At 54.0% G+C, this 24,671-nt stretch carries 22 protein-coding genes; 16 read left to right on the top strand and 6 right to left on the bottom strand.

Annotated features, from left to right (window positions below):
* Positions 1 to 434: 434 nt before the first annotated feature.
* Positions 435 to 1,757: an asparagine--tRNA ligase gene (gene asnS / locus AC01ZF_RS10585; protein WP_424675183.1), complete on the bottom strand. Its 1,323-nt coding sequence runs from the start codon at positions 1,755 to 1,757 to the stop codon at positions 435 to 437.
* A 195-nt stretch (positions 1,758 to 1,952) separates the two neighbouring features.
* On the opposite strand from asnS, the gene AC01ZF_RS10580 reads away from it, so the two are divergent.
* The 5 genes from AC01ZF_RS10580 to fabZ all read left to right on the top strand — a co-directional run bounded on the left by AC01ZF_RS10580 (position 1,953) and on the right by fabZ (position 5,984).
* Positions 1,953 to 3,122: a M20/M25/M40 family metallo-hydrolase gene (locus tag AC01ZF_RS10580; protein ID WP_428111664.1), complete on the top strand. Its 1,170-nt coding sequence runs from the start codon at positions 1,953 to 1,955 to the stop codon at positions 3,120 to 3,122.
* Positions 3,123 to 3,204: 82 nt separating this feature from the next.
* Positions 3,205 to 4,257: a sortase gene (locus AC01ZF_RS10575; protein WP_424676889.1), complete on the top strand. Its 1,053-nt coding sequence runs from the start codon at positions 3,205 to 3,207 to the stop codon at positions 4,255 to 4,257.
* A 13-nt stretch (positions 4,258 to 4,270) separates the two neighbouring features.
* On the top strand, positions 4,271 to 4,762 hold the full coding sequence (locus AC01ZF_RS10570; protein ID WP_424676890.1) for a hypothetical protein: 492 nt from the start codon (positions 4,271 to 4,273) through the stop codon (positions 4,760 to 4,762).
* Complete coding sequence (locus tag AC01ZF_RS10565; protein ID WP_424676891.1) at positions 4,759 to 5,520, top strand: class I SAM-dependent methyltransferase; 762 nt, start codon at positions 4,759 to 4,761, stop codon at positions 5,518 to 5,520. Before AC01ZF_RS10570 ends, AC01ZF_RS10565 begins: the two co-directional genes overlap by 4 nt.
* A 29-nt stretch (positions 5,521 to 5,549) precedes the next feature.
* Complete coding sequence (gene fabZ, locus AC01ZF_RS10560) at positions 5,550 to 5,984, top strand: 3-hydroxyacyl-ACP dehydratase FabZ (protein WP_424676892.1); 435 nt, start codon at positions 5,550 to 5,552, stop codon at positions 5,982 to 5,984.
* Positions 5,985 to 6,023: 39 nt separating this feature from the next.
* Here the strand turns inward: fabZ and rnhA are convergent, their stop codons facing one another.
* On the bottom strand, positions 6,024 to 6,749 hold the full coding sequence (gene rnhA / locus AC01ZF_RS10555; protein ID WP_424676893.1) for a ribonuclease HI: 726 nt from the start codon (positions 6,747 to 6,749) through the stop codon (positions 6,024 to 6,026).
* 474 nt (positions 6,750 to 7,223) lie between these two features.
* Between rnhA and AC01ZF_RS10550 the strand changes: the two genes are divergently transcribed.
* The 5 genes from AC01ZF_RS10550 to AC01ZF_RS10530 all read left to right on the top strand — a co-directional run bounded on the left by AC01ZF_RS10550 (position 7,224) and on the right by AC01ZF_RS10530 (position 14,129).
* Positions 7,224 to 7,937 carry a metal-dependent transcriptional regulator gene (locus AC01ZF_RS10550; protein WP_424676894.1) on the top strand — a complete coding sequence of 238 codons (714 nt, stop codon included), beginning with the start codon at positions 7,224 to 7,226 and terminating at the stop codon, positions 7,935 to 7,937.
* A 22-nt stretch (positions 7,938 to 7,959) separates the two neighbouring features.
* Positions 7,960 to 9,516 (top strand): adenylate/guanylate cyclase domain-containing protein, encoded by a 1,557-nt coding sequence (locus AC01ZF_RS10545; RefSeq protein ID WP_424676895.1) that lies wholly within the window; start codon positions 7,960 to 7,962, stop codon positions 9,514 to 9,516.
* A 42-nt stretch (positions 9,517 to 9,558) separates the two neighbouring features.
* Complete coding sequence (locus AC01ZF_RS10540) at positions 9,559 to 10,791, top strand: PSP1 domain-containing protein (RefSeq protein ID WP_424676896.1); 1,233 nt, start codon at positions 9,559 to 9,561, stop codon at positions 10,789 to 10,791.
* 100 nt (positions 10,792 to 10,891) lie between these two features.
* Entirely contained in the window at positions 10,892 to 11,797 is a 906-nt protein-coding gene (locus AC01ZF_RS10535) for an MBL fold metallo-hydrolase (RefSeq protein ID WP_428132614.1), read from the top strand.
* Positions 11,798 to 11,903: 106 nt separating this feature from the next.
* A complete protein-coding gene (locus AC01ZF_RS10530) occupies positions 11,904 to 14,129 on the top strand; it encodes an ATP-dependent helicase (RefSeq protein WP_424676898.1) in 2,226 nt (741 codons plus the stop codon).
* Here AC01ZF_RS10530 and AC01ZF_RS10525 read toward each other — a convergent pair.
* Positions 14,116 to 15,021, bottom strand: coding sequence for a LysR family transcriptional regulator (locus AC01ZF_RS10525; RefSeq protein ID WP_424676899.1), 906 nt, complete (start codon positions 15,019 to 15,021; stop codon positions 14,116 to 14,118). The two genes, AC01ZF_RS10530 and AC01ZF_RS10525, sit on opposite strands and share 14 nt — an antisense overlap.
* 150 nt (positions 15,022 to 15,171) lie before the next feature.
* Between AC01ZF_RS10525 and AC01ZF_RS10520 the strand changes: the two genes are divergently transcribed.
* The 4 genes from AC01ZF_RS10520 (at position 15,172) to AC01ZF_RS10505 (ending at position 19,951) form a co-directional block, all read left to right on the top strand.
* On the top strand, positions 15,172 to 16,233 hold the full coding sequence (locus AC01ZF_RS10520; RefSeq protein WP_428111673.1) for a sensor histidine kinase: 1,062 nt from the start codon (positions 15,172 to 15,174) through the stop codon (positions 16,231 to 16,233).
* 672 nt (positions 16,234 to 16,905) lie between these two features.
* Positions 16,906 to 17,706 carry a hypothetical protein gene (locus tag AC01ZF_RS10515; protein WP_428132610.1) on the top strand — a complete coding sequence of 267 codons (801 nt, stop codon included), beginning with the start codon at positions 16,906 to 16,908 and terminating at the stop codon, positions 17,704 to 17,706.
* 521 nt (positions 17,707 to 18,227) lie between these two features.
* A complete protein-coding gene (locus AC01ZF_RS10510) occupies positions 18,228 to 18,383 on the top strand; it encodes a Flp family type IVb pilin (protein WP_428132608.1) in 156 nt (51 codons plus the stop codon).
* A 329-nt stretch (positions 18,384 to 18,712) separates the two neighbouring features.
* Positions 18,713 to 19,951 (top strand): hypothetical protein, encoded by a 1,239-nt coding sequence (locus AC01ZF_RS10505; RefSeq protein WP_424676903.1) that lies wholly within the window; start codon positions 18,713 to 18,715, stop codon positions 19,949 to 19,951.
* Between the two features lie 68 nt (positions 19,952 to 20,019).
* Here AC01ZF_RS10505 and AC01ZF_RS10500 read toward each other — a convergent pair whose 3' ends face one another.
* Positions 20,020 to 20,319 (bottom strand): FHA domain-containing protein, encoded by a 300-nt coding sequence (locus AC01ZF_RS10500; protein WP_424676904.1) that lies wholly within the window; start codon positions 20,317 to 20,319, stop codon positions 20,020 to 20,022.
* A 197-nt stretch (positions 20,320 to 20,516) separates the two neighbouring features.
* Between AC01ZF_RS10500 and AC01ZF_RS10495 the strand changes: the two genes are divergently transcribed.
* A complete protein-coding gene (locus tag AC01ZF_RS10495; RefSeq protein ID WP_428111679.1) occupies positions 20,517 to 21,746 on the top strand; it encodes a DUF190 domain-containing protein in 1,230 nt (409 codons plus the stop codon).
* An 11-nt stretch (positions 21,747 to 21,757) separates the two neighbouring features.
* Positions 21,758 to 22,798 carry an NAD-dependent epimerase/dehydratase family protein gene (locus AC01ZF_RS10490; protein WP_424676906.1) on the top strand — a complete coding sequence of 347 codons (1,041 nt, stop codon included), beginning with the start codon at positions 21,758 to 21,760 and terminating at the stop codon, positions 22,796 to 22,798.
* 53 nt (positions 22,799 to 22,851) lie between these two features.
* Here AC01ZF_RS10490 and AC01ZF_RS10485 read toward each other — a convergent pair whose 3' ends face one another.
* Positions 22,852 to 23,739, bottom strand: a complete 888-nt coding sequence (locus AC01ZF_RS10485; RefSeq protein WP_428132604.1) for a PAS domain-containing protein — start codon at positions 23,737 to 23,739, stop codon at positions 22,852 to 22,854.
* A 147-nt stretch (positions 23,740 to 23,886) separates the two neighbouring features.
* A complete protein-coding gene (locus AC01ZF_RS10480) occupies positions 23,887 to 24,588 on the bottom strand; it encodes an SDR family NAD(P)-dependent oxidoreductase (RefSeq protein WP_424676908.1) in 702 nt (233 codons plus the stop codon).
* Positions 24,589 to 24,671 lie beyond the last annotated feature (83 nt).

The following is a 24,671-nucleotide window of genomic DNA, read 5'->3' as shown; positions in this document are numbered from 1 at the left end:
TCTGCGCAAACACACTCCTGTCATGTCGAGCAGAGCGAGCCATCTTCAAGAGTGCGCGGTGGTCTGCGCAAACACACTCCTGTCATGTCGAGCAGAGCGAGCCATCTTCAAGAGTGCGCGGTGGTCTGCGCAAACACACCCCTGTCATGTCGAGCAGAGCGAGCCATCTTCAAGAGTGCGCGGGCGCTAAGGCGCCTGCGAAATGACAAGGGGGTTGCTCGGTTGTCCGTGCTGTAGATCGAGCAATCCTTTCACGATGTGGTTGTGTTGTGAAAGCAACCATGGTCTCGTTCATCTCACGTATGGCGGCAGACCACCGGATCGGCGTTGGTGGCCTGCACGGCGCTGGTGCCTCCCTCTGTCCCAACTCATATCCGAATCTGAGGGGAGTATGAGGAAAGGGTACGCCAAACCACACACCCTTCCTTTCGTTGTTATGGATAGATCCGGTACAACTGGCGCGGGAACGGGATCGTTTCGCGGATGTGACGAGTACCGGTGATCCACGCGACGACGCGCTCGATGCCCATCCCAAACCCACTGTGCGGAACAGTCCCGTAGCGACGCAAGTCAAGGTACCATCGGTAATCTTCGAGGCGCAAGCCGTGCTCGTGAATGCGTTGTTCGAGCAGGTCTGGGTCGTGGATACGCTGCGAGCCGCCGATAATCTCGCCATACCCTTCCGGTGCCAGCAGATCGGCACAGAGGGCTACTTCCGGCCGATTCGGATCGGGCTGCATATAAAATGCTTTGACCGCCGATGGGAATCGTTCGACGAAGACCGGTCGGTCAAACTTCGACGCGATCAACGTCTCGTGAGGTGCGCCAAAATCTTCTCCCCATGGCAACGGGTAGGCTCCTTCAACTTCCCCTTGATGTGCAGCGATCAGCTCGATAGCTTGATCGTAGGTAATGCGCGGAAACGGTGGAACGACCTGTTCGAGCAAGCTGGTATCGCGTTCGAGAACCTTGAGGTCTTCACGACGCCGGTCGAGCACACGGGCAATAATGGCGCTGACGAACTGTTCTTGCAACCGCATGTTATCTTCATGGTCGGCGAACGCCACTTCTGGCTCGATCATCCAGAACTCGGTGAGGTGACGGCGGGTTTTGCTCTTCTCGGCGCGGAAGGTAGGGCCGAAACAGTAGACTTTCCCGAACGACATCATCCCGGCTTCAACGTAGAGCTGGCCGGTTTGAGCAAGATAGGCTTTGCCGAGATCGAAGTAATCGGTTGCGAACAAGTTGGTTGTACCTTCGGCGGCCGTTGCCGTCAAGATCGGAGTGTCAAAGCGAACGAATCCCTGATCGTTCAACCACTCCTGAGCTGCAGCAATCACTTCGGCCCGAATCCGTAAGATGGCGTGTTGTTTTGCCGATCGTACCCACAGGTGACGGTGCTCCATTAAAAACTCAACCCCATGCTCCTTGGGGGTAATCGGGTATTCGTGGCTCGGTCCGACCAGCTCGATCTCTTCAACATCAAGCTCGTATCCGCCCGGGGCACGTTCATCGGCGCGTACACTACCGGTAATACGACACGAACTCTCTTGGGTTAAGGCTTGAGCTGTGGCAAAGGTAGTTTCACTGACATTCTTTTTGAACGTTACACATTGGATCGTGCCACTGCCATCACGCAAGAGAATAAAGATGAGTTTGCCTTTTTCCGTCTTATGGTAGACCCATCCGGCGAGTGTTACTCGCCGACCAACGTGGCGGGCAATGGTCGCGACAGTTGCAGTTGGCAACAGCGACATACGTGCTCCTTACCGTTTGTGTTGTAGTCTGTTCAGACCAATCCTTGTATCTTTCTGGGGCTTCAGTATGCCACGATTCGATACTGCTGGCAAATTGACAGTAGACGCTCGTTCACTGATAATGCTTGCGAGGGCGACGGCAGAATGTGGGCAATGTTGTTGATGCCGCATAGCGAGGGACGGAAAGGAGCGATGATGAAAGCGGTCGTTCAGCATTGGTATAACCATCCGGTAGTGCGGGATGCCCTGACCGATTTGGCCGATTATCGTCCGACGCTGGCGATGGCGATTGAGATTCAACAGGTACCGGCACCCACGTTTGCTGAACGACCGCGATCATTGCTCGTTGCCCAGCGGATGCAGGCACTCGGTTTGCACGATGTGACGATAGATGAGTTGGGGAATGTGTACGCTCGTCGGCCCGGTCAGGCCGATCGACCCGCTTTGTTGGTATCGGCACACCTCGATACGGTCTTTCCTGCTGATACCGACCTTTCCATCCGCTACGAGGGTGAGCGCGTCTACGGCCCCGGTATTGGCGACAATAGCGCCGGGGTAGCCGGCTTGCTGCGGGTAGCCGAGGTGTACCAGCGCTTCAATCTCCCAACTGCCGGTGATATTTGGTTTGTGGCAAATGTTGGTGAAGAAGGGTTGGGTGATCTGCGCGGGATGCGCGCCGTGGTCGAACGGCTGCGCTCGCAGCTCGGTGCGGTCGTCGTGATCGAGGGCTGTGATTTCGGCTCACTCCACCATCAAGCGATTGGAGTGCGTCGCTTTCGGATCGACGTCACCGGTCCCGGTGGCCATTCATGGGGTAATTTCGGCACCCCAAGTGCGATCCACGTGTTAGTCCGGTTGGCGGCACGTTTGACGGAATTGCATGTACCGTTGTCACCGCGCACAACGTTTAATATCGGGACCATCAGCGGCGGTACGTCGGTTAATACGATTGCCCAACATGCCAGTATGTTGCTCGATCTGCGTTCGGTATCGTCGGCGGCGCTGACCGAGCTGGTGGACGAGGTTTATCGGTTGGTCGAGGAGGCTGCGCTCGAATATCCCGACATCCACGTGCAATTGGTGAAAGTTGGTGACCGACCTTCCGGTGCTATTCCGCGTGAACATCCTTTGGTACAAGCTGCTGTTGCGGCTTACCAGATGGTTGGTGCGCAGGTTTCGTTCCAGCAGAGTAGTACCGATGCGAATATTCCGCTCAGCATGGGTATTCCGGCGGTGTGTGTTGGCTTAACCGATGGCGGTAATGCGCATCGCACCGATGAATATATCATACCGGTGAATCTGAGTCGCGGGTTACAGGCATTGTTGTTGTTACTGCTGGCGGCTGAAGCCATTGAAGATAGGTGATTGCTTTCGTACACTGCTAGGGTTCCGTCTATTCCGTGACACGTGGTCGTTCTGATTAAGGTAAATACGCTACAATACACGTATGCGGCGATTACTTATCCTTTGTCTGATAATATTGCTTCTTAGCCCGTTACCGGTCGCTGCCAATACGGCTGCCGGTCAACCGACCATCTTCCGTGAGACCAGTCATACGTTGGCGTATGCCTTTCGTGAATTCTACGACCGGCAAGGTGGTCTACCGATTTTTGGCTATCCACTCACCGAGGTGTTTATTGAAGATGGCCGTCCGGTGCAGTATTTCGAGCGTGCCCGCTTCGAGTGGCACGCCGATTTGGCGTTGGTGCAGGTCGGGCATCTTGGGCGATGGGCGGCAACGATGTATGCCGATCATCCGGCGTTTGTACCATTGCCGACAGCTCCGGCACATGCCGATTTCTTTCCCGAAACCGGTCATAGTCTGAGCGGGGCTTTTCGTACTTTCTGGTGGCAAAACGGTGGGTTGCCGACGTTCGGTTTCCCGCTATCAGAACCGTTTGAGACCATCGATGAGAATAGTCAGCCGCGTGTGGTCCAGTTCTTTGAGCGGGCACGCTTTGAGTGGCATCCGCAGAACCAACCCCGCTACCAGGTGTTGCTCGGACATTTGGGACGGGCATGGTTGGCTGCACATCCGGCGCCGGAATGGTCACTACAACCGGTGACAAGTGGCGATGCTGCGTGGGCTGCGGTTCGTCCGACGCGCGTGCGGGTACCGCGCATCGGTGTCGATACCGAGGTTGTCAGTGCGGGATTTTCGTTTGGGGTGTGGGACGTTCCACGCTATACGGCCGTCCATTACTGGCCGATCAGTGGCTATCCCGGCACAACCGGCAATATCGTGATTGCCGGCCATGTTGGGTATCGTGGAATTATTTTTAATCAGCTACCGGCAATTACAGTCGGCGATGAAGTATTGGTCACGGCGAACGGTAACGATCGTCGCTATGTGGTGCGTGAGGTTTTGACAGTGCTCCCCGATGCGACGTGGGTGCTCGCACCGACAAGCAGTGAAACGCTCACGCTGATTACCTGTGTCCCGATTGGAGTCTATTCCCATCGGCTCATTGTGCGTGCCGCACCGGTGACCGATTCGTAAGAGAGGGAATGCAATGGAAGGACGCCGTAGTAGATCGGGCTGGATCGGCTGGTTGGTCTTCTTGCTCTTCATTCTAGGGCCCTCAATCTTGCCACCACTGGCCCGCTGGCTGAGCCAGCAGACAGGTTTGGTGATCGGGACGACTGACCTGTTTATTGCGTTGATTGTCCTGATGGTGGTCATTTCTATTGGGAGTAGTATTTTTGGCGCGTTGCGTCGTTCGAGTGAAGACACCAACACCACACGCTTGCCGGAGAATCAACCATTCGATACACCGTCCGCGCAGGGTGAAGTCGTCCGTCAACCAACAACAAAGCTCGAAGACGTGTTTCGTACCCCACCACTACCGCCAGAACCACCCCGAATGCCGGCTTCATCGGCAAATCTGCCCGGTGCACCGCGTTTTGAGCCGATTATCGATCCCCGTATTTTGACTATCGGGATGATCGGGGCTATTGTGATTTTGTTTGTCTTTGGAGTGTTATTTTTACTTTTAAATCCATGAATTTATACGACCCATTTGCCCGTTATTACGATGCTGACTTTCGTCATTTTCACGACGACATCCCCTTTTATCGTGAGTGGGCGCGCCGTACCGGTGATCCGATTCTCGAGCTGATGTGTGGCACCGGACGGGTGTTACTGCCGTTGGCCGCAGCCGGTTATCGTCTCACCGGTGTTGATCTTTCGCCGGCGATGTTGGCGATTGCACGCGAACGGCTGGCTGCCGAGGGCTTGACCGATCAGGTGACACTCATCGAAGCTGATGTACGCGAGGTGGTGTTACCTGAAAACCATTTTACGCTCGCCTTTGTAGCAGTCAATTCATTTATGCATTTAACAACAATTGAAGATCAACTTGCTACCTTGGCAGCGGTACGTCGAACACTGATCCGTAAAGGGATCTTGATTATCGACCTCTTCAATCCCGATCCGTTAACGATAACTCGTGAAGATGGTCGCCTGCAACTGGAACGGAGCTATGAACTCGATGGTTGCCGTGTCCAGAAGTTTGTCGTGATCGAGAGTGATCCCGCCGAACAGATGAGCCACGTGACCTTTATCTACGACGAGACTGCCGGCGATGGGGTGGTCACCCGACGCACAATGCAATTTACAATGCGTTGGCTGTACCGCTTCGAGCTAGAGCATTTACTAGCACGAGCGGGGTTTACGCTGCGTGCAGTCTACGGTAGTTACGATTTAGAGCCGTATACGACGGCAAGCCCGCGCTTGATCGCGGTCGCTGCGCCGCGTCGCTGAGTGCCATTGTTGTGACAGGAGCAATATCCATGCTGTCGATCCAAGAGATTATGGCGCTGATCCCACATCGCTATCCGTTCTTGCTAGTGGACCGGATTGTCGAACTCGAACCGGGGGTGCGCGCAGTCGGCGAGAAGTTGGTATCGGCCAACGAACCCTATTTTCAAGGTCATTTTCCCGGCAACCCGATCATGCCCGGCGTGTTGATACTCGAAGCACTTGCGCAGACCGGTGCAGTTGCAGCGCTCAGTCTCCCCGAACATGCCGGCAAGCTGGTGCTCTTCGCCGGAATTGACGGCGCACGGTTCAAGCGGGTGGTGCGTCCCGGTGATCCCTTACGGCTTGAAGTACAACTCGAGCGTATGCGACGTGGGATTGGGAAGGGTCAGGCACGGGCGACAGTTGCCGATCAATTGGCGTGTGAGGCGGAATTGCTCTTTGCCGTGACCGATCCGACCAAGTAGGTGTTGGGCCGAGCCGCATTATCGACGGCTCGGCGCCGGTTATAGTTTCTGGTCGTCGGCTTGCTCAAAGCCGATGTCGGGTGGCAGATTGGGTTGTTGGGCTGCGGCAGTAGCTAACTGATGGCACCGCTCGTTATCGGGCACGCCGCTGTGGCCCGGTACCCACACGAATTGTACCTGATGGATCGTACATAGCTGCAATAGTTCAGCCCACAGATCGGCATTCTTTGCCGGTTCGGTGGCAGTACGCATCCAATGCTTGGCTTGCCAACGCTGCACCCACCCTTCTTGTACCGCGTCCACCACATACTTCGAGTCACTGTAGATGATAACCCGCATCGGTCGTTTGAGTGCGCGTAGCCCGGCAACACACGCCATCAGTTCCATCCGATTGTTGGTGGTACGCCGAAATCCGCCGGACAGCTCTTTGTAATGCTGATTGTAGCGTAATACCACGCCATATCCACCCGGACCCGGATTGCCGAGCGCACTCCCGTCAGTATACATGACCACAGTATCAGGCGATACCGCCGCTTCCGGTTCGTGATCAAGCTGTGCGGCTAACCACGCCTCCGCCGACAATCGCTCTGATTCCGGCAACGTGGCAACCCACGCTTTCGCGTCAGCAAGGGTAGCAAACCCTTTATAGAGCGCGTTGGAAAAACCTTGTACTTGTTTCGCCGCACCTTCCTCGCCATGCCATTGGCGATATACGCCTGGCCGGCGTCCGCGTATCACGAGATAGTATTGTTTGTGATTACTCATGCCATTGTACTTACCAATACGATCAAAGTGGAGAGTATTGTACCACTTCTGGATCGCGTTAGCATTAAACGACATCTAAAGATCTTGCCAACAACCCTTGACTTTGCTATCAAACTTCGGTATAGTACCAATGTCGGCACTCAAACAGCATAATTGCCGGTCAGGCACGAAGGAGGTGATGCCCATGAGTAGTAAGCGTATGGGTGTCACCGCTGGTGAGGCCCGCTAGGTCTTACCGAACCGGTGACCCCTTCTCCAAACCAGAATCCCCGCCGTAACGGCGGGGATTTTGCTTTATCCTACGTGGTATTGTGGACTAACCGAAACGAACCGGTAGTCTTATCGCAAGCCCGTCTGCTATAATGTAAAGATGATATGCCTACTGCTCACGCGACGTGATTGCCGGTCATACGAAGCAATGCCCGCGCGTCCATGCTATCGGTCAGTCTGCCTGCGGGCGCAAAGGGAGCTGCTATGAATAATTCCCACTCTGTTGCATCATTACGTCGTCGGCAGACGAGCACTGCCGGCGAACCAACCGCGAAAGAACGCGAATACCTTGAGGTTATTTACTATCTCGCTGCGCGTAACGAACCGGTCATTGCGGCCCGTTTGGCGCGCTGGATGAAGGTGCAGCCGCCAACAGTTACTCATATTGTTGCCCGCCTGCTTGAAAAAGGATTCATTGAACGCAATGCCCATGGCGAGATTACCCTGACCCCTACCGGTCTCAAACTAGCCGAAGAGATGGTCCGTCGGCATCGAATCCTCGAACGATTCCTCGTTGATGTTATGGGATTACCGTGGCACCTGATTCACGAGGAAGCAGTGCGACTCGAGCACGCTCTTTCGCCGGTGATGGAAGAACGCATTATGGCACTGGTTGGGCATGCCACGACGTGTCCGCACGGTAATCCGATTCCTGGCCAGTGTGATGTCTACACCGGCGCAGCCCGGCTCGACACGACCCAAGCCGGGCAGTCATTTGTGATTCGGCGCATTGCTGAAGAGGCTGAGGAAGAGACACCGATTGTCGCCTTTCTCGAAGCGAATGGGTTGGTACCGGGGGCCGAATTCGTCATTGTCGATAATATCCCCTCTATTGGTGTGACGTTGCAACGACCGGGTTTGTCGATCACCGTACCGGCTCATATCGCCGAACTGATTTGGGGAGACATCGCCGGTTAGCCGGTAGGTCGGGAGAACATGTATGGCACGGATCACGGTCACTATTCACGGCGAGCAACGCTCGTTCCCAGTTACTGAGCAGGGTATCACCATTGGCCGTCAACTCGATAATGAAATAGTGCTGAACCATGCGATTGTTTCGCGGAAGCATGCCCGTATCGAACTGCGTGGTCGGCGGGCGTGGGTCATCGACTTGAACAGTCGCAATGGTGTGACGGTCAATCGCTTGCGGGTGAAAGAAGAGCTGCTCAACGATGGTGATGTCATCGGGATCGGCCCTTTTGAGCTGATCTTTGAAGACCGTGCCGCCCAGAGTGTCGTACTCGACGATAATCGCTACTTCCCTGTTACCTCGGAGTCGCAGTCAGTTGCAGCCCACGCCCTCCAATTACAGCCATCTGATCTGCAAGCGTTTTATCAGATCAGCATGCGGATCAATCAAGCACTCGATTACCGCGAGCTGCTCGATGTGGTGATGGAGGAGATTATCCGATTGGTGCCGGCACAACGTGGGTTTTTGCTGCTGCGTAAAGGTGATGAGTTAGTACCGCGCGTGATTTTTCCGCCGAGTACCGGTGATGTAGTGATTGCCGGCAGTATTGTGCGCAAAGCCATCGAGCGTGGTGAAGCCGTTCTGACCCACGATGCGCGCCTCGAATTTGCCGGTTCTAAGAGTATTATCGCCGCTAACATCCGTTCGGCACTCTGTGCGCCTTTATTGACCCAAGTCGGTGCGATTGGTGTGATCTTGCTCGATTCGCCCGGTCGTGAGCAGTTTACGGCGCGCGACCGCGATCTCGTGGTGGCAATCGCCAATCTCGCAGCAGTCGCAATCGAGCGGGCACGCCTTACCGAGGAGTTGCGCGTGCAGGGCCAGGTACGACAAAACCTCGAACGCTTCCTTTCGCCGAACGTAGCCCATGCTCTGGCACGCTACGTCGCCCAACACGGAAAGCTATGGGAAGCACAAGAGCAGATCGTTACCGTTCTTTTTGCCGATGTGAAAGGCTTCACCTCCCTCTCCGAACTGTTGTCGCCGCGCGAGGTGCAAGATTTGCTCAATGAGTATTTGCACGAAATGACCGAGGTGATTTTCCGTTACAATGGCACCGTCGATAAGTATATCGGCGATGGGATTATGGCTATCTTTGGTGCACCGCGCTTGCCCGATGACCCACTTGATGAGCAACATGCCTTACGTGCTGTGGCTGCGGCTGTGGAGATGTTGCAAGCCCAACAGCGATTGGTCAGTCGCCTCGAACCTGATAAGGCGTTCACCATTCGGATAGGCGTCAATACCGGACCGGCGTATACCGGCTTTTTCGGCACACGTCACCGGTTGGAATACACGGCTATCGGCGATACCGTCAATACTGCGTCACGGCTGGAGACGGCTGCCGAACCGGGGACGGTGTTTATCGGTGAAGATACGGCCCGACTGGTCGGTGATCAGTTTGAATTGCAAGAGATGGGGGAGCTCCAGTTGAAGGGCAAGCAACAGCGAGTGCGCGCATATAAGGTGCTTGGCCCACGTACTAAATCTAATGGGGCAGCAACGATTGTGTACACCGGACCGTAATCATCTGCCCTTCCTTCGCGCTGTATTCCAGAAAGAGACGTTATGCCTACAGTTGTTGGCATTCGCTTTAAAGATAGTGGGAAAATCTACTACTTTGATCCTGGTGATCTTGACCTGAAGATAGGTGAGCCGGTTATTGTCGAGACAGTTCGCGGGCTAGAACTGGCGAAAGTAGCCCTCGAACGACGTGACGTGAGTGAGGATGCGATCGTCGGTGAGTTGAAGCCGGTGGTACGACGTGCTGAAGATGCCGATTTGGCGCGGATGGCTGAGTTGCAGCAGTACCACGATGAGGCGCTCGCTCGTTGCGCCGAGAAGGTGAAAGAGCACGGGCTGCCGATGAAGTTGGTCAAGGCCGAGTATTCATTCGATGGCTCGCGGCTAACGTTTTACTTTACCGCCGATCAGCGAGTCGATTTTCGCCAGTTAGTGCGTGACTTAGCCCGCACGTTTAAAACACGGATCGAGCTACGCCAGATTGGGCCGCGTGATGAGGCAAAGATGCTCGGCGGCATCGGTCCCTGTGGCCGGATTCTCTGTTGTACCTCATTCTTGCCCGATTATGCCCGCGTCTCGATCAAGATGGCAAAAGACCAAGACCTGCCGCTCAATCCGAGCAAAATTAGTGGGGTCTGTGGTCGCTTGCTCTGCTGTCTTGCGTATGAACACGAACAGTACCTCGAGATGCGCAGCCAGTTGCCCAAACGTGGGACGTGGGTGGTAACGCCGGACGGGCCGGGCGAAGTAGTTGGGCAGAACGTGCTGAAACAGCAAATACTGGTGCAGTTGGCTAGTAGCGGGATGATCGAAACCTACGATCTACCGCAGATCACCCTCGCGACTGAACAGGTGATTGCGTTGGCTAGGGAACGGGCGGCAGAAGGGATTACCCCGGCGCGTTCGGAGAAAACCGAACGTGGCGAACGCCGTATGCTGCGTGATGAGATCGATGCTTTTGCCTGGAACGATGATCTTAGTCTGCTAGAAGATGAAGAACCTTCGGTAGGGTTGATGATACCGGTGTTACCGCCGCCGCTAGAATCAAACCGTGACCCAGAGCAGAAACCGGCAGCACAGCCACGTGTACGTCAACGGAATCGGAACGACAGGAAAGAGGCATCGGCAAAGCAGGTACCGGCGAAGCAGAAGCAGCCACCCGCAGCGAAGGCGAAGTCACCAACGGCACCATCGCCAGCCAAACAACCAGCCTCAGAATCGCCTTCAGCTCCTACCGATGCCAAACGCCGCCGTCGTCGCCGTAATACCGGTAAATAGGACTACTACCGGCTGTGCACTCAGGGTCGCACATGTGCGATAACTGCCGCTCGCTGAGCTGATGGTCATTGGTTGATTCGGTTTAAACAACGGGGGCAGAATGGAAGTCTTCACAGTTGACAATCACATTTGGGCGATTGATCACGAGTTGTTGGGCATTCCCGGTGTCGGCGTGACATATGTTGTGCGCGGTGAAGAAATTGCGCTGGTCGAAACGGGCACGGCACTAACCGTACCTCAGACGCTGGCCGGACTTGACGCCTTGGACATTCCCCGCGAAGCGGTGCGCCATATTCTCTGCACCCACATCCACATGGATCACTGTGGTGGTTCCGGGCATCTCGCTGCAGCGCTACCGAATGCTACTGTGTACATTCACAGCAGCGTAGCCGAGCATTTGGTCAATCCAACTAAACTGATGGCCAGTGTACGCCGGGCCGTGGGTGAAGAGGCATGGCCATTACACGGTGAATTGCTCCCCATTCCCGCCGAGCGGATCCGTCCGGCTGAGCACCTCCATCTCGATCTCGGTCGGGATGTTGTGTTGGAAGCTATCGCTACACCGGGCCATTCACCCGATCACCTCTCATATCGCGATCGCAAAAGCGGAGGCCTCTTCATCGGCGACGCAGCAGGTTTGATCATGGAACGCTGGGGGCTTGTCTTTCCGGTCACACCGGTACCGACCTACAACCTCGAAGCGCACTTACAGACCATCACGATGCTGCGGACCCTCAACCTGCCGCGCATCTACCTCACCCACTACGGTCCCCACGATGATGTTGATCATCAATTAAGCTATGCGGCGGAACGAATAGCAGAATTGGCCGACCTCGTCCAGCGCGCTCTTACCGATGGCGATCCCGATGTCGAGGCATTAGCGGCACGTTGGTTACCCTACCCCGATAACGGCCCCGCCGGCGTCGTCGCCCGGAGCTGGTCACGGATGAGCGTAGCCGGCATAATCCGTTACGAATTGAAACGCCGCCAATCATCCCCGTCATAACGGTAACGCCTCACTGCCGTGCGACGCGCCATCACCCGTACGGCCCCCGCTACGCCGCACGGCGGCGCGTCATCCCAATCCCTGGTATGGTATACTGTACCGACGTATGGCGACCACCGACCTGCTGGCCAACCTGAACCCACAACAACAACGCGCCGTAACTACTGTTACGGGGCCGGTATTGGTGTTGGCCGGGCCAGGTAGTGGCAAAACGCGCGTGCTCACCCACCGCATCGCCTACCTGATTGACGAAGTTGGCGTTGATCCGCTCCAGATTTTGGCCGTCACCTTCACCAACAAAGCGGCCCGCGAAATGCGCGAGCGCCTGATAGCGCTGCTCGGCGAAGCCGTCGCCCACGACCTGACCGTTGGGACCTTCCATTCCATCTGCGCTCGCTGGTTACGCCGTGATATTGTTCATCTGGGTCGTGAACGCGATTTTGTCATCTATGACACCGATGATCAAGAACGCCTGCTAAAACGGGTATTACGAGAGCTAAACCTCAGTGAGAAACAACATCCACCCCGTGCCATTCTTAGTGCTATTTCACATGCCAAGAACGAGCTAGTTGATCCAGAGGAGTTTGCCCGCCACGCACGTACCTATTTCGACGAGATAGTAGCACGTTGCTACGCCCGTTATCAAGCTCTCCTCTCCGAAAGTAACGCACTCGACTTTGACGATCTCCTTGGCGAGACGGTGCGTTTGTTTAGCAACTATCCGGCGGTATTGGCCGAATATCACAAACGCTACCGCTTTTTGCTGGTTGATGAATATCAAGATACCAACCGTGCCCAGTATTTGCTGGTACGCGCATTGGCCGAACGCGACCGTAATCTGTTCGTGGTTGGTGATGAGGCGCAGAGCATCTATGCGTGGCGCGGGGCCGATATTCGCAACATTTTGCAATTCGAGCACGATTACCCTGATGCAACGGTGATCATGCTCGAACAAAATTATCGCAGTACGCAGGCAATCCTCGACGCTGCCCAAGCGCTGATCAACGCTAGTCCACAACGTAAGTATGCGAAACGGCTCTGGACGACAAACGGAACGGGTGATCAGGTCGTGCTGTATGAAGCAGCGAATGATGAAGACGAAGCCGCGTTCGCCGTCGGTGAAATAATGCGCCTCATTGCTGAAGGAACAGCGCGGCCCGGTGATTGTGCAATTATGTACCGAATGAACGCACAATCGCGCCTGGTCGAAGAGGCGTTAATCCAGTCACACCTCCCTTATCAAGTTATCGGTGAGGTGCGCTTCTACGAGCGTAAAGAGGTGAAAGATGTGCTCGCCTACTTACGCCTAGTCGCGAATCCCTACGATAGTGTGAGTCTGCAACGAGTAATCAATTGGCCGGGACGCGGGATTGGCGAACGCACGGTCAACGAATTAATCGTGTGGGCAACTCGGCTTGGTGTCCCACTGTATCAGGCGCTCGCTGAGCTGGTTGATGAGACAACCGAACACCCGTTTGCTGCACGTGCACGAAATGCACTGCTTGACTTTTACCGACTGATCGGCGAGTTTCATAGCCTTCGCCAAAGTATGCCGCTTGGCGAACTGATCGATTACCTATTGATGCGCATCGAAGCTCAAGCGACATTGTATCAAGAGTACGAAGCAGAGGAAGCCGAAGATCGCTGGCGCAACGTGCAAGAGTTGCGCAACGCAGCAATCAATTACGCCAATCTACCGATTGAACATCAATTAGCAGCATTTCTCGAAGATATTGCGTTGGTCGCCGATACCGACACGCTCGACCGCAACAATGATGTGGTGACGTGCATCACCCTCCATCAGGCCAAGGGTCTTGAGTTTCCGTATGTCTTTGTGCTTGGGGTAGAAGAGGGCTTACTTCCGCACAGTCGGTCTACCAATGATCGCAACCAATTGGAAGAAGAACGGCGCTTGCTCTACGTGGGAATGACGCGGGCGCAACGCCGGTTGTATCTCTGCTATGCGGCTCAACGTGCGATGTTTGGCCGTGTAACGGTTTGTACCCGCTCCCGCTTTTTGGCCGATATTCCCTCAACGTCACTCAAACTGTTGCGCCGCCGTGGCTATCGTGCTGTGACCGTCCCCCAGACTACGATGTTCACCCAACGCATGGTGGCTCCTCATCAGCAGGATCAGCGCATGGCACCGCTGCTACCGCGTCAAGCTGCCTTCGTTCCCGGTCAGCGTGTATATCACGCAACCTTTGGTGAAGGTATTGTCGTCAGTAGTCGCCTGATCGAAGGTGATGAAGAAGTGACCGTTCGCTTTGCCGATCGTGAGCGGCGGTTACTGGTCAGCTTTGCCCGTCTCGAACCGCTCACGGACGGATAAGCGTTCCTAGCGGACGTTGCTGTAGTTCGCTCACCAGAAACTCACGGAGTGCGCGCGCAGCAGGTGAAGCGGTGCGATCGCTCCGCCAGACCAGACCCAACGAGCGAGTCAGGGTCTGATCGCGGATAGGCAAACTGACCACGCCGTGAAAACCGGCCACTGCCAGCGCCGGCACAAGAGCAATCCCCAACCCGGCGGCAACAAATCGTACCAGTGTTTCCGTCTCACCACCCTCCATCACTGTATGCGGGGTAAAACCGGCCGCATGGCATGCCTTCAGCGTCGCTTCGCGCAACTCATAGCTTGCCGGCGAGAGAATCCAACGCTCGTTACGTAACTCGGTCATCGCCACCTCGTTGCGCCCGGCCAGCGGGTGATGCGGGCTAACAATCAACACCAGCGGTTCATTGAGCAACGGTGTCACCGTCAACGCTTCATCGCTCACCGGTAACGCCACGACTGCCAGATCGGTCAAACCCGACTCAAGCAGATCGAGCAACGACTGAATCCCAGCCTCATGCAAGCGCAGGGTAATTCCCGGATACCGCTGATGGAACGCAGTCAACAGCGGTGGTAACAAATGCGCACCGACGGTGGGCGGTGCGCCAATCGCGACTCGTCCGGCCTTTAAGCCAACTCGTTCGGCCATCGCGGCGCGTGCCTCTTCGACCTGAGCCAACACCGCTCGTGCATACGGCAACAATGCCTCACCGGCTTCGGTCAAACGAAGGCTGCGCCCCACTCGGTCGAACAGGGTAATACCTAACTCCTGTTCAAGTTGGCTAATCTGCTTGCTCAACGCCGGCTGGGCGATGTGTAGTTCGGCCGCTGCGCGCGTCACGTGTGAATGGCGAGCCACAGCCTCAAAATAACGTAAATGACGAAGTTCCATCGCAAAACCCTCTTGTTTGGCGCGTCATCCTGTATGGTATCATACCAGATACGAGTATCAAAGATATGCATTGCAGCATTATCCACGAACGACTATAATCGGAAGAGCAGATTCGCAGCGGAAGCGTCAGCAGCGCAGGAGAGTTCAGTCGTGGCAGGCGAAGAAGTTCAACAGCAGATAACTACAGCAATCCAAACGTACCGGGAAGAGATCGATCGTATTCGCCGTGAGCTTAACGAGGTTGAATCGTTGCTGCGACAAGGCATGGCTGAAGTTGACAAACTCTCGATGCGCGAAACGTCGATTGCCAATCGCGTGCGCGATCTCGATGTCAATCTAGAACGGTATGAGAAGACCGATATCAAGACGTTTTATACTACATTGATCGAAGTACAAATGCGCTTACAAACCATGCGGGCCCAGGTCGAGCAACTACAAACGCGACGCGAGACGTTACGTGAACGCCAAAGCTTGATCGGCGAATTTGTTGAATTGCTCGAAGCAGCGGCGGCACAGTTAGAGCGTAGCGCCAAAATCGCCGATCTACCGTTTGATCCACAGACGATGATCGCCAACATCATCCAATCCCAAGAGAGTGAACGGCTCCGGATTTCCCTGCAAATGCACGATGGCCCGGCCCAGGCAATGAGTAACCTTGTGTTGCGGGCCGAAATTTGCCAACGTCTACTCGACCGCGATCTCGATCAGGCGCGCGCTGAATTAGTGGCGCTGAAAAATGCAGTCAATAACACATTGCAAGAGACGCGCAAATTTATCTTCGATCTGCGGCCAATGACCCTCGACGATCTTGGACTGGTGCCGACGTTGCGTCGCTACGTTGCGCAAGTCTCCGAGAAACACAAGATCGATCTGCACTTGTTGGTACAAAATCTGGATCAACGCCTGCCCGGCCACTATGAAGTAACCATCTTCCGCTTCATTCAAGAAGCGATTAATAACGTAGTGCGCCATTCTGGGGCGACCCAAGCCCGGATCATGCTCGATAACAGCGATAATATCTTGCACATTCTGATCGAGGATAACGGCAGTGGCTTTGCTGTGCAAGACGTAATTGCTAGCTCCGGTACACGCAAGAATATGGGTCTGGCCAATATGCGCCAGCAAATCGAAGTCTTGCTGCAAGGTGAATTTGGTATTGAGAGTACGATCGGTCGGGGAACGCGGGTCGCAGCGACGATTCCGTTGCCATGAGGAGTGAGGATTCGTGGTGGGTTGATGTGAAATGAAAATAAAAAATGTCCTTAAAGAACGATTAAAGGTGGCAAATATATACATCTTATTACCGATATTTTTGGTACTATGAAATACACTCCTCGATCCACTACGCCGACTTGATCTTTGGTGGTATATCAAAGTCGGCGAAATTATTTTTAACAGTGGTCAAATACTGACAACCGATCTGTTTTTCGTTTACTGAATATAGTAAGGAGTTTACTTATCCTAATTGGTTGGCAGAAGTTGTCTTTTTTGTTGTTTTAAACATTGGTGGGTTAGGATTGTTGATTGTACTTAACACACTTATTATTATCCTAACGTTTATCGTAGTTCTGAAAACTGCCTTTGTTGATAAGGTGACTCCTTGGTTGTTCGCTGTGTTTGTGCTAATCTCTGCAATGTTATTTATAATGTATTCTAATCTTCGGACTCAAACACTTGCTTTTTTGTTTTTAGCCATTTTTATGTTGGTTTTATGGAATTATCGATTCCAAAAAGGTAGAAAATATATCTGGGTTCTGCCAATCCTTATGATCATTTGGGTGAATATTCTATGGATCGTACATTATCGGTCTGGGAGTTGTTGCCGTCTTCTTGGTTGGGGAAAGTTTTCGTTATGTGGTGCGCAGATGGACGAACGATCACGATGTGCTTGATCGATCAGCAATATCTCGTCTAGTTATAGTTTTATTTCTCGTTGTTGTTGCTACGCTTATCAATCCGTATGATGGTGACATATACCGATATGTACAGCAAGTAGGCTCTGATCCATCATCACAAGTGTTTGTTACTGAATGGCAGTCGCCAAAAATTACTAACATTCAACACGTTTTGTCTTTTTTCTCCCCTTTCTTGGTTACAACTCTGATTTTTATCTACAGCCACTCCAAACCGGCTTGGACTGAGATCGTTTTCTTCGGAGTATTCATACTTCTTGGCTTCACTGCGGTGCGTAATGGGATCTGGTTCACCATTATCATGACCCCGATTGCCGCGCGGCATCTTGCCCACGTCCCTGTACCGCTGATAGATTATCGACGCCATGCGACCAATTCCCTACGGCCTGTAGAGGCATCTTTTACTGCCGGTGTGCTCTTCGTACTTGTTGCTATAACTGTGCTGTTCAGCCCTTGGGTGCGTCCTCATCTCGGCGTCGCAGTTCTGCGTCCATCGCTTATCGATAATCAGATTCCACTTAAAGCATTTGCCTATCTTGAACAGCACGGGATTAGTGGATGTATGTTTCATCATCAAGATTTTGGTGACTATATTATTTGGCGGTTGTGGCCACAACAGTATACATTTATTGATGGTAGAGTTCACTTGTTCTCACTCGATGTGGTGCATGACTATTTGAATGCAATTGCCAGTAGGGAATGGGAAAGGATAATGGATAAATATCAAATATCTCATATCTTTTTGCCAAAATCCGATCAACCCCCCTACTAAGCATTGTTCAGCAATCTTCTAATTGGTGAATAATTTTTTGAAGACCGAAAAATAAACTAAATGCCTGTGTTTACTGATTAGCGAAAACTTTGCGCTCTCTCTGAACGGTTAAGACCTACCTACCAGACCGGTCTCACCGCAATAGACACAATGCGTGCAGAGCGGAGCTGCCGTGTGGCTTGCGCAGTACTGGACAAAGCCGGTAGCGTAAGCATAACGTGCGAGGATATGGAGATAACAAACTACAATCTATCGTAGAAATGTTGTCCTTAGCCATGGATTATCGTTGTCAGTCAGTTAGATTTCTGAATGATAAACTTTTTGTGAGGTAAAGTTTGACAAAATTATCATCTCTCCATAGGATAAAGGTCTCGCTAAGAGGCATTTTTTGACTAAAGAGGTACCGGTAGATAATAGTACTCTCTGGCTATTGGTTTTTCATCCCCTAACGGTTATACTAAGAACCGTGGAGAGTTACTCCACGATATAGTTCAACCGCACTAGTCTTTAGGAGGAACACAATGCTTCGCAGCTTTTTCGCCAAGGAAGAGGGTCAGGGTCTGGTCGAGTACGCGCTCATCCTCGTTCTGATCGCCGTCGTTGTTATCGGTGCGTTGACCCTGCTCGGTAATAACATTTCCAATCTGTTTAATAAGCTGTCCAATACTATTAAGTAACTAATTCTTCCAACCCCGGTTCCCCGAACAATCATCAAAACCCAGTGTTTGAATACTTCACCCAGTCGCAACGGCTGGGTGGAGTATTTTTGTGCCTCTAACGCTTTCGCATAAGTCAGAGTGCGGTAGAATGCTAGTGGTGGCGATGCAGTGGTTTCAACGCAAAGACGCAAAGACCGCTATGGAAGAGGGGCATACGGCAGGGTGCCCTCGGGAGGATACCGCAACGGTGCCAAGGGTTGTTGTGCGGTTGCAGGGTGAACTTAGCCGTGGGTGCTGCTCTTGGATATCACGGGGACGATACACGATACCTGGGTGGAGGAGGTACGATGAGTCGTAGTGCATGGCGTATTATCCGCCTGCCGGTCGTGCTGATTGGAACAGGGATACTCTGGCTAGTGTTGCTTAGCCTGAGTGGTTGCACGACTGCACCGTTGCTCGGTGAGGTGTCGGTGAGCGCCGAGCAGTATGAGCTAGGAGTTGGCCCGCCGCTTTCCATTAGATATGAGGTTGGTCGGCCAGCGTTGGTTGATATCTATCTCCTTGATGCTGCCGGCCGGCGTTATCATCTCCGGCGAGCACAGCCGCGGGCGGCGTCCGGTGATCCGTATGTGTTGCGTTTCGATGGGAGCGTACCAACCGATGATCCGCAAGTATTGCGGCGTTTACTCCCACCTGGCCAGTACACGCTTGTTGTCGCAGTGCAGGCTATCGATGCTAATGCGAGTGCTGAACGCCGCTTACCGTTGACAATTGTGGGGACCGCCATCGAACCGCCGGTGATCGAGAACCTGATGGTCTGGCCGCCGGTCATCTCGCCGAATGCCGATGCTATTAACGATGTAGCTGAATTTACCTACCGTCTGCCGGTCAGCGCAACGGTGAATATCGATGTGACTGCGCCCAACGGCGAAGTGATTCCGGTGGTGACCCGTGAGGAAGAGGGGCCTTACGAGCAGCGCCACGTTTGGAACGGTAAGCGTCCGAATGGGTCGCTCCTTGAGGCCGGCGTCTATACGTATACCGTGCAGGCTGAAGATGCGTTTGGGAATGTGGTGCAGCGGCAGGGCCAGATTACCCTCGCCGACGTCGGTCAACCTGAAGCGCGGATTGTCTATTCGATGATTGCCCCGCAGCGGGTGATGTTGGGCGAGGTGATTACGGTTACGATCCGGGTGCGTAACACCGGCACCGTGCCGATTCGCACGTATGGCCCACCGAGCGGGTATGAATACACCACTGATGAGGTCTTTTCTTCGGTGGAAAATGGTGCTTACGCTGCGCAAGCCGGTGGCTTTTGGCGCGTTGGGATGGATTGGGATGCCAACAGTGGTGGCGGGCCAAAGCGCTACCCGTACCGCTGGTCAATTTCGCCGCGCCCGCCTGAAGAGTGGGCTCAACCGTTCGTTGAAGATTTTCTTTACCCCGGTGAAGAAGCAGAAATTATTGGGCGCGTGCGGATTTTGCAGCGGGAAACACGGATGGGTTTCTATGTTGGTCTTATCCAAGATGGGGTAGGTTTTTTTCAAGATCGCACCGGGCGCACGATTATCGATGTCGGATTTTAGACAACAAAATACCGTCGCCACCAATAGTTGGTGGCGACGGTAGCAGGCGATGTAACGGTGGGGATCGATTAATAATCGGCTACCTTAAATGCGACACTACCGATTGAGAGCAGATCACCGTGCTGTAAACGTTGACGGCTGTTAATCCTTTGGCCATTGAGGGCGACCAGCGCACTCGCGTCAAGCGGCGTGATGAACCAGCGATCAAGCGTTTGGGCAATCTCGGCGTGACGATCAAGTACCTGCCGGTCATAGATCACAATATCACACTGACGAGTACTTCCGATCACCATACTGCGCCGATTGACGACGATCTGTTGTCCGGTACACGAACCGGACACTCCGACGAGGGTCAATGCGCGTCCCATACAACCTCCAGCGAAAACAACTATTGCGATACAACTATATAGACATATGATTCTCATCACCATCTCATTTTGTCAAGCCTTACCTTGGGACTATCTAGCGATAACCGGCATACGATAGCGCAGTACGTTGGGGTCGCTATCCATAAGTGATCTACCTCGTGCGTGTGTCATTGTCGGAAATGACGGGGAGTGATGGTATGGCCGAACCAACGGTGCAACGGGTACGCATCTATTTGAACGGCGAAGATAGCGTAAACGGTCAACCGCTCTATAAAGCGGTAATAGACGAATTACGCCAGAGTGGTGCAACTGGTACGACAGTTCTGTTGGCTCTAACCGGCTTCGGACCACGTCGGCAGATGTTAGCAGACGCTATGCGGCAGCCGGTTGTGATTGAGTGGGTTGACAATGCAACGCGTATCCAACGATTACTGCCGTTGCTGAGTCGCCTGATCGGTGATGCGCTAGTAACGCTAGAGCCGGTGACCATCGTGCAGGGTGTACTGCGTCCGACGGGGCCGTTCCGTACCACCCAATTAGTCGCCGATCTGATGCAAGCGGACTCACCGGTGATTGATGCCGCTGCGCCACTGCTCGATGTCCTCGAACCGTTTGTCACCGGTCGGGTGGAAGTATTGGCAGTCGTTGAGCATGATACTGTTATCGGAACCATCTCGCTGCATGAATTAGTGTGGCGTGCCGGTTTACGGGTACCACCGTACCTGCTGAGCATGCTTGAGCCGGCAGAACGAGCGGCAATTCTGACACCGCTCCAAGCAGTAACTGCCGGTGCAATTGCTAATCGTGAGATACGTGGTGTGCATGCGACGATGCCGATTACGCAAGCCCTGACTCGAATGATCGAGTGGGGCTACAATCAACTACCGGTGCTCGATCCACTCGGGCGGTTGGCCGGGATGTTTGGGCAACACGAGGTGTTGCAGGCAGTGGCACACCAATCCGAATCGGGGGATGCTGCCGGTTTGGGGGTGCAGGTAGGGATGGTGATGCAAGCGGCAACAGCACGAGCTACGCTTGGCCAATCATTGGCAACCGCACTCGCCTTGCTGATCACCACACCGGGTCAAAGTTTATTTGTCGTTGATGGCGATGGGCATGTTGTGGGTATCTTGCGGTTAAGTAAGGTGCTATCCAACTTGCAAGACGACGAGCGAACAAGCGTACTGACTGCATTGCAAAGCACTCAACGAGTACAGCCGACGGCGTTGCCCGGGGCACGTCGCACCATCGACGCCTTTCTTGAACCACCACCACCGGTCTTGGCGATCAATGCCTCGCTAGGAGTTGCTGCTCGTCAGTTACTCATGATAAACACCGAACGGTTGCCGGTGGTAGACTCAGAAGGGCGACTGTCGGGTATAATCGCACGTGGCGCCCTCGTGCGCGCATTATTACAACACGAATAGAGGAAAAGACTATGGCTGACCGTGTGTTAATTACCGGTGGTGCCGGATTTCTCGGCATTAATTTAGCGCGTTATTTGTTGGCGCGCGGCTATATCGTGCGTTCACTTGATATTGCCCCTTTTGACTATCCCGAGCGGAATCAAATTGAAGAGCATACCGGCGATATTCGTGATCGAGCTGCCGTTGACCGGGCAATGCAAGGGGTGAAGTTTGTTGTCCATACAGCGGCGGCACTTCCGCTCTATTCACCGGCCGACATCTTCTCAACCGATATTGACGGGACGCGCAACGTCCTCGAATCGGCTCGTGATCACGGGGTCGAGCGGGTAGTCCATATTTCGTCAACGGCAGTGTACGGTATTCCCGACCATCACCCACTGGTAGAAACCGACCCGCTTAGTGGTGTGGGTCCGTATGGCGAGGCTAAAGTCAGAGCTGAGGAGCTATGTCTCGAATTCCGCAAGGCCGGGATGTGCGTACCGATCTTGCGACCAAAGTCGTTTGTCGGCCCTGAGCGACTCGGTATCTTTGCGATGCTGTACGATTGGGCAATGGAAGGGCACAACTTCCCGTTGCCCGGAAACGGCAAGAATCGCTACCAGTTGCTCGATGTCGAAGACCTCTGTGAGGCAATTGTACTTTGTCTGACGTTGGATCGGGATCGGGTCAATGATACCTTCAACATCGGCGCGAAAGAGTTTACCACGATCAAAGAGGATTTTCAGGCGGTGCTCGATGCAGCCGGCTATGGCAAGCGCATTATCACCTTCCCGGCCAAGCCCATGGTGTGGGCACTGGCGATCCTCGAAAAGCTGAAGTTGTCGCCGGTCTACAAGTGGGCGTATGGTACTGTAACCGAAGATTCGTTTGTGTCGGTGGAAAAGGCCGAGCGAGTGTTAGGCTTTACGCCCAAGTATTCCAACAAACAGGCGCTGGTCCGCAACTATCAGTGGTATGTGGCAAACGCCAAGAAATTCGGTCAGCAGACCGGTGTCTCGCACCGGGTGCCGTGGAGTCAAGGAATTTTGCGGCTGGCGAAGCTATTCTTCTAATCGCAGGTTGCCGGGCGAAGGCAGAGAGTGATAGGTAAAACGACACCTATCACTCACTCTTTGCGTCTGCGTATCAGCGGGTTGATCGGATTATCGCTGCGTCGAGCACTGGGAGAGAGATGATTGTTCATCACCAGCGCGATCCCGTCTTGCAGCGTTGCTCTCGTCTCAAATACGCTCAGATCGGCGCCGAGACTCACCAACGTTTGCGCGACTTCTGGACTAATCCCGGTCAAGATTACATGCGCACCGAGCAGCCGGACCGCCCGCGCTGCCCGGATTAGGGCGTCGGCGATAAACGTATCAACCGTATTCACACCGGTAATATCGATAATCACCATCTCGGCGCCGCGATTTGCTACCCCTTCCAACAACGTCTCGATAATCAAGTTTGCCCGGCGCTGATCGATTGACCCGACGAGTGGTAACGCAACTGCCCGATCACTGATCGGCACCAACGGTGTACTCAGCTCGCGCAAGGCCCGCTCTTGTGCAGCAATAATTTCTTCCTGCATTTGCAGGCGCTCAAATTCAATTGCCTTGATTTCGCTGATATTTTGCATCATCCCCACCATCCGTGCCGCTTTGCCATCGGGGCCGGCGAGGAAATAGCCACGGTCGAAGATCCAGACATACGAGCCGTTTTTATGTTGGAAGCGATACTCAACGTCATACTCGCTTAGATTGGCCTCTGCCTCGTTGAGTAGCTTTAACGCCTGTTCGCGGTCATCGGGGTGGATCAAAGCCTCCCACTGCGCGATCCCACCGTCGAGTTCATTCACTTCTCGCCCGCAAACCGCTACGGTTTCGCCGCTCCATACAATTGCACCGGTTGCGACATCGTAGTCATAGATCATGAGCCGTAATGCACGCACCAGCATCGCGTAGCGATGGCGTAGATCGTTGAGTTCACGGAGGATCTGTTGGGGATCAGGAGTCATACCATGCTCCTCTGAAAACACGTCTTAAATAGCTAATCCGACTGTAAGTAGGAAGAGGTGGGTAGTCAAGGTGAATGAACGCTGCCATGCATTCTAGACATCATCTGGATTAGGGTTTGAGGTAGGGATGAGCCGAACACTTCCTTTCTACGCCTTCCCATACACCGGAATCGCGGCGCCACTAATGATACGAGCGGTGGGGCCGACCAGAAAATGTATCACCGCCGCAATCTCTTCCGGTTTGACCCAGCGCTCGTGGTTGGCGTTGGGCATGGCAGCACGATTGGCCGGCGTATCGATGACACTGGGGAGCACGGCGTTTACAGTGATGTTGTGCGGGAGTAGCTCGGCGGCGAGTGCTTCAGTGAGTTGCAAGACGGCTCGTTTGGCTGCGGCGTAGGCGGCGAGGTTGGCGCCGGTTTGGGTAGCGGTACGACTGCTGACGTTGACTATCGCGCCCCCACTGCGTTCGATCATGTGGGGAATGGCCGCTGCGCATGAGATGACTGCTGTCTTGAGGTTGATGTCGAGTTGCGTTTGCCAGAGCGACCATGGCGTCTGATGAACCGGTTGCCCCCCAGCAAAGCCGCCGGCAGCGTTGATCACGATGTCAATCCCGCCATGCATAGCGGCAACGGTATCGTAGGCTGCTTTCGTTGCCGCTTCGTCGGTCAGATCAACCCGCATTCCGATCACGGCGGGAAAGCGTTCATGTAAGGCGTGAAAGGCGGTTTCTTGAGCGTAAGGCGTTACAACAGTAGCGCCGGCAGCAAGCAAACGTTCGACAACGGCTACGCCTAATCCGCCGGTGCCGCCGGTAACAATAGCAATCTTATTAACGAGATCCATAACACTCGGCTCCTTGTGACGAAAGCGACTCCGGCGCACAACAGCACCAGAGTCGCCATATCTTCAGACAAACGGAGAACATT

The sequence above is a fragment of the Chloroflexus sp. genome, assembly GCF_056331925.1.
The sequence above is the reverse complement of the archived record's forward strand: the minus strand, read 5'-3'. Positions and strand labels throughout refer to the sequence as shown.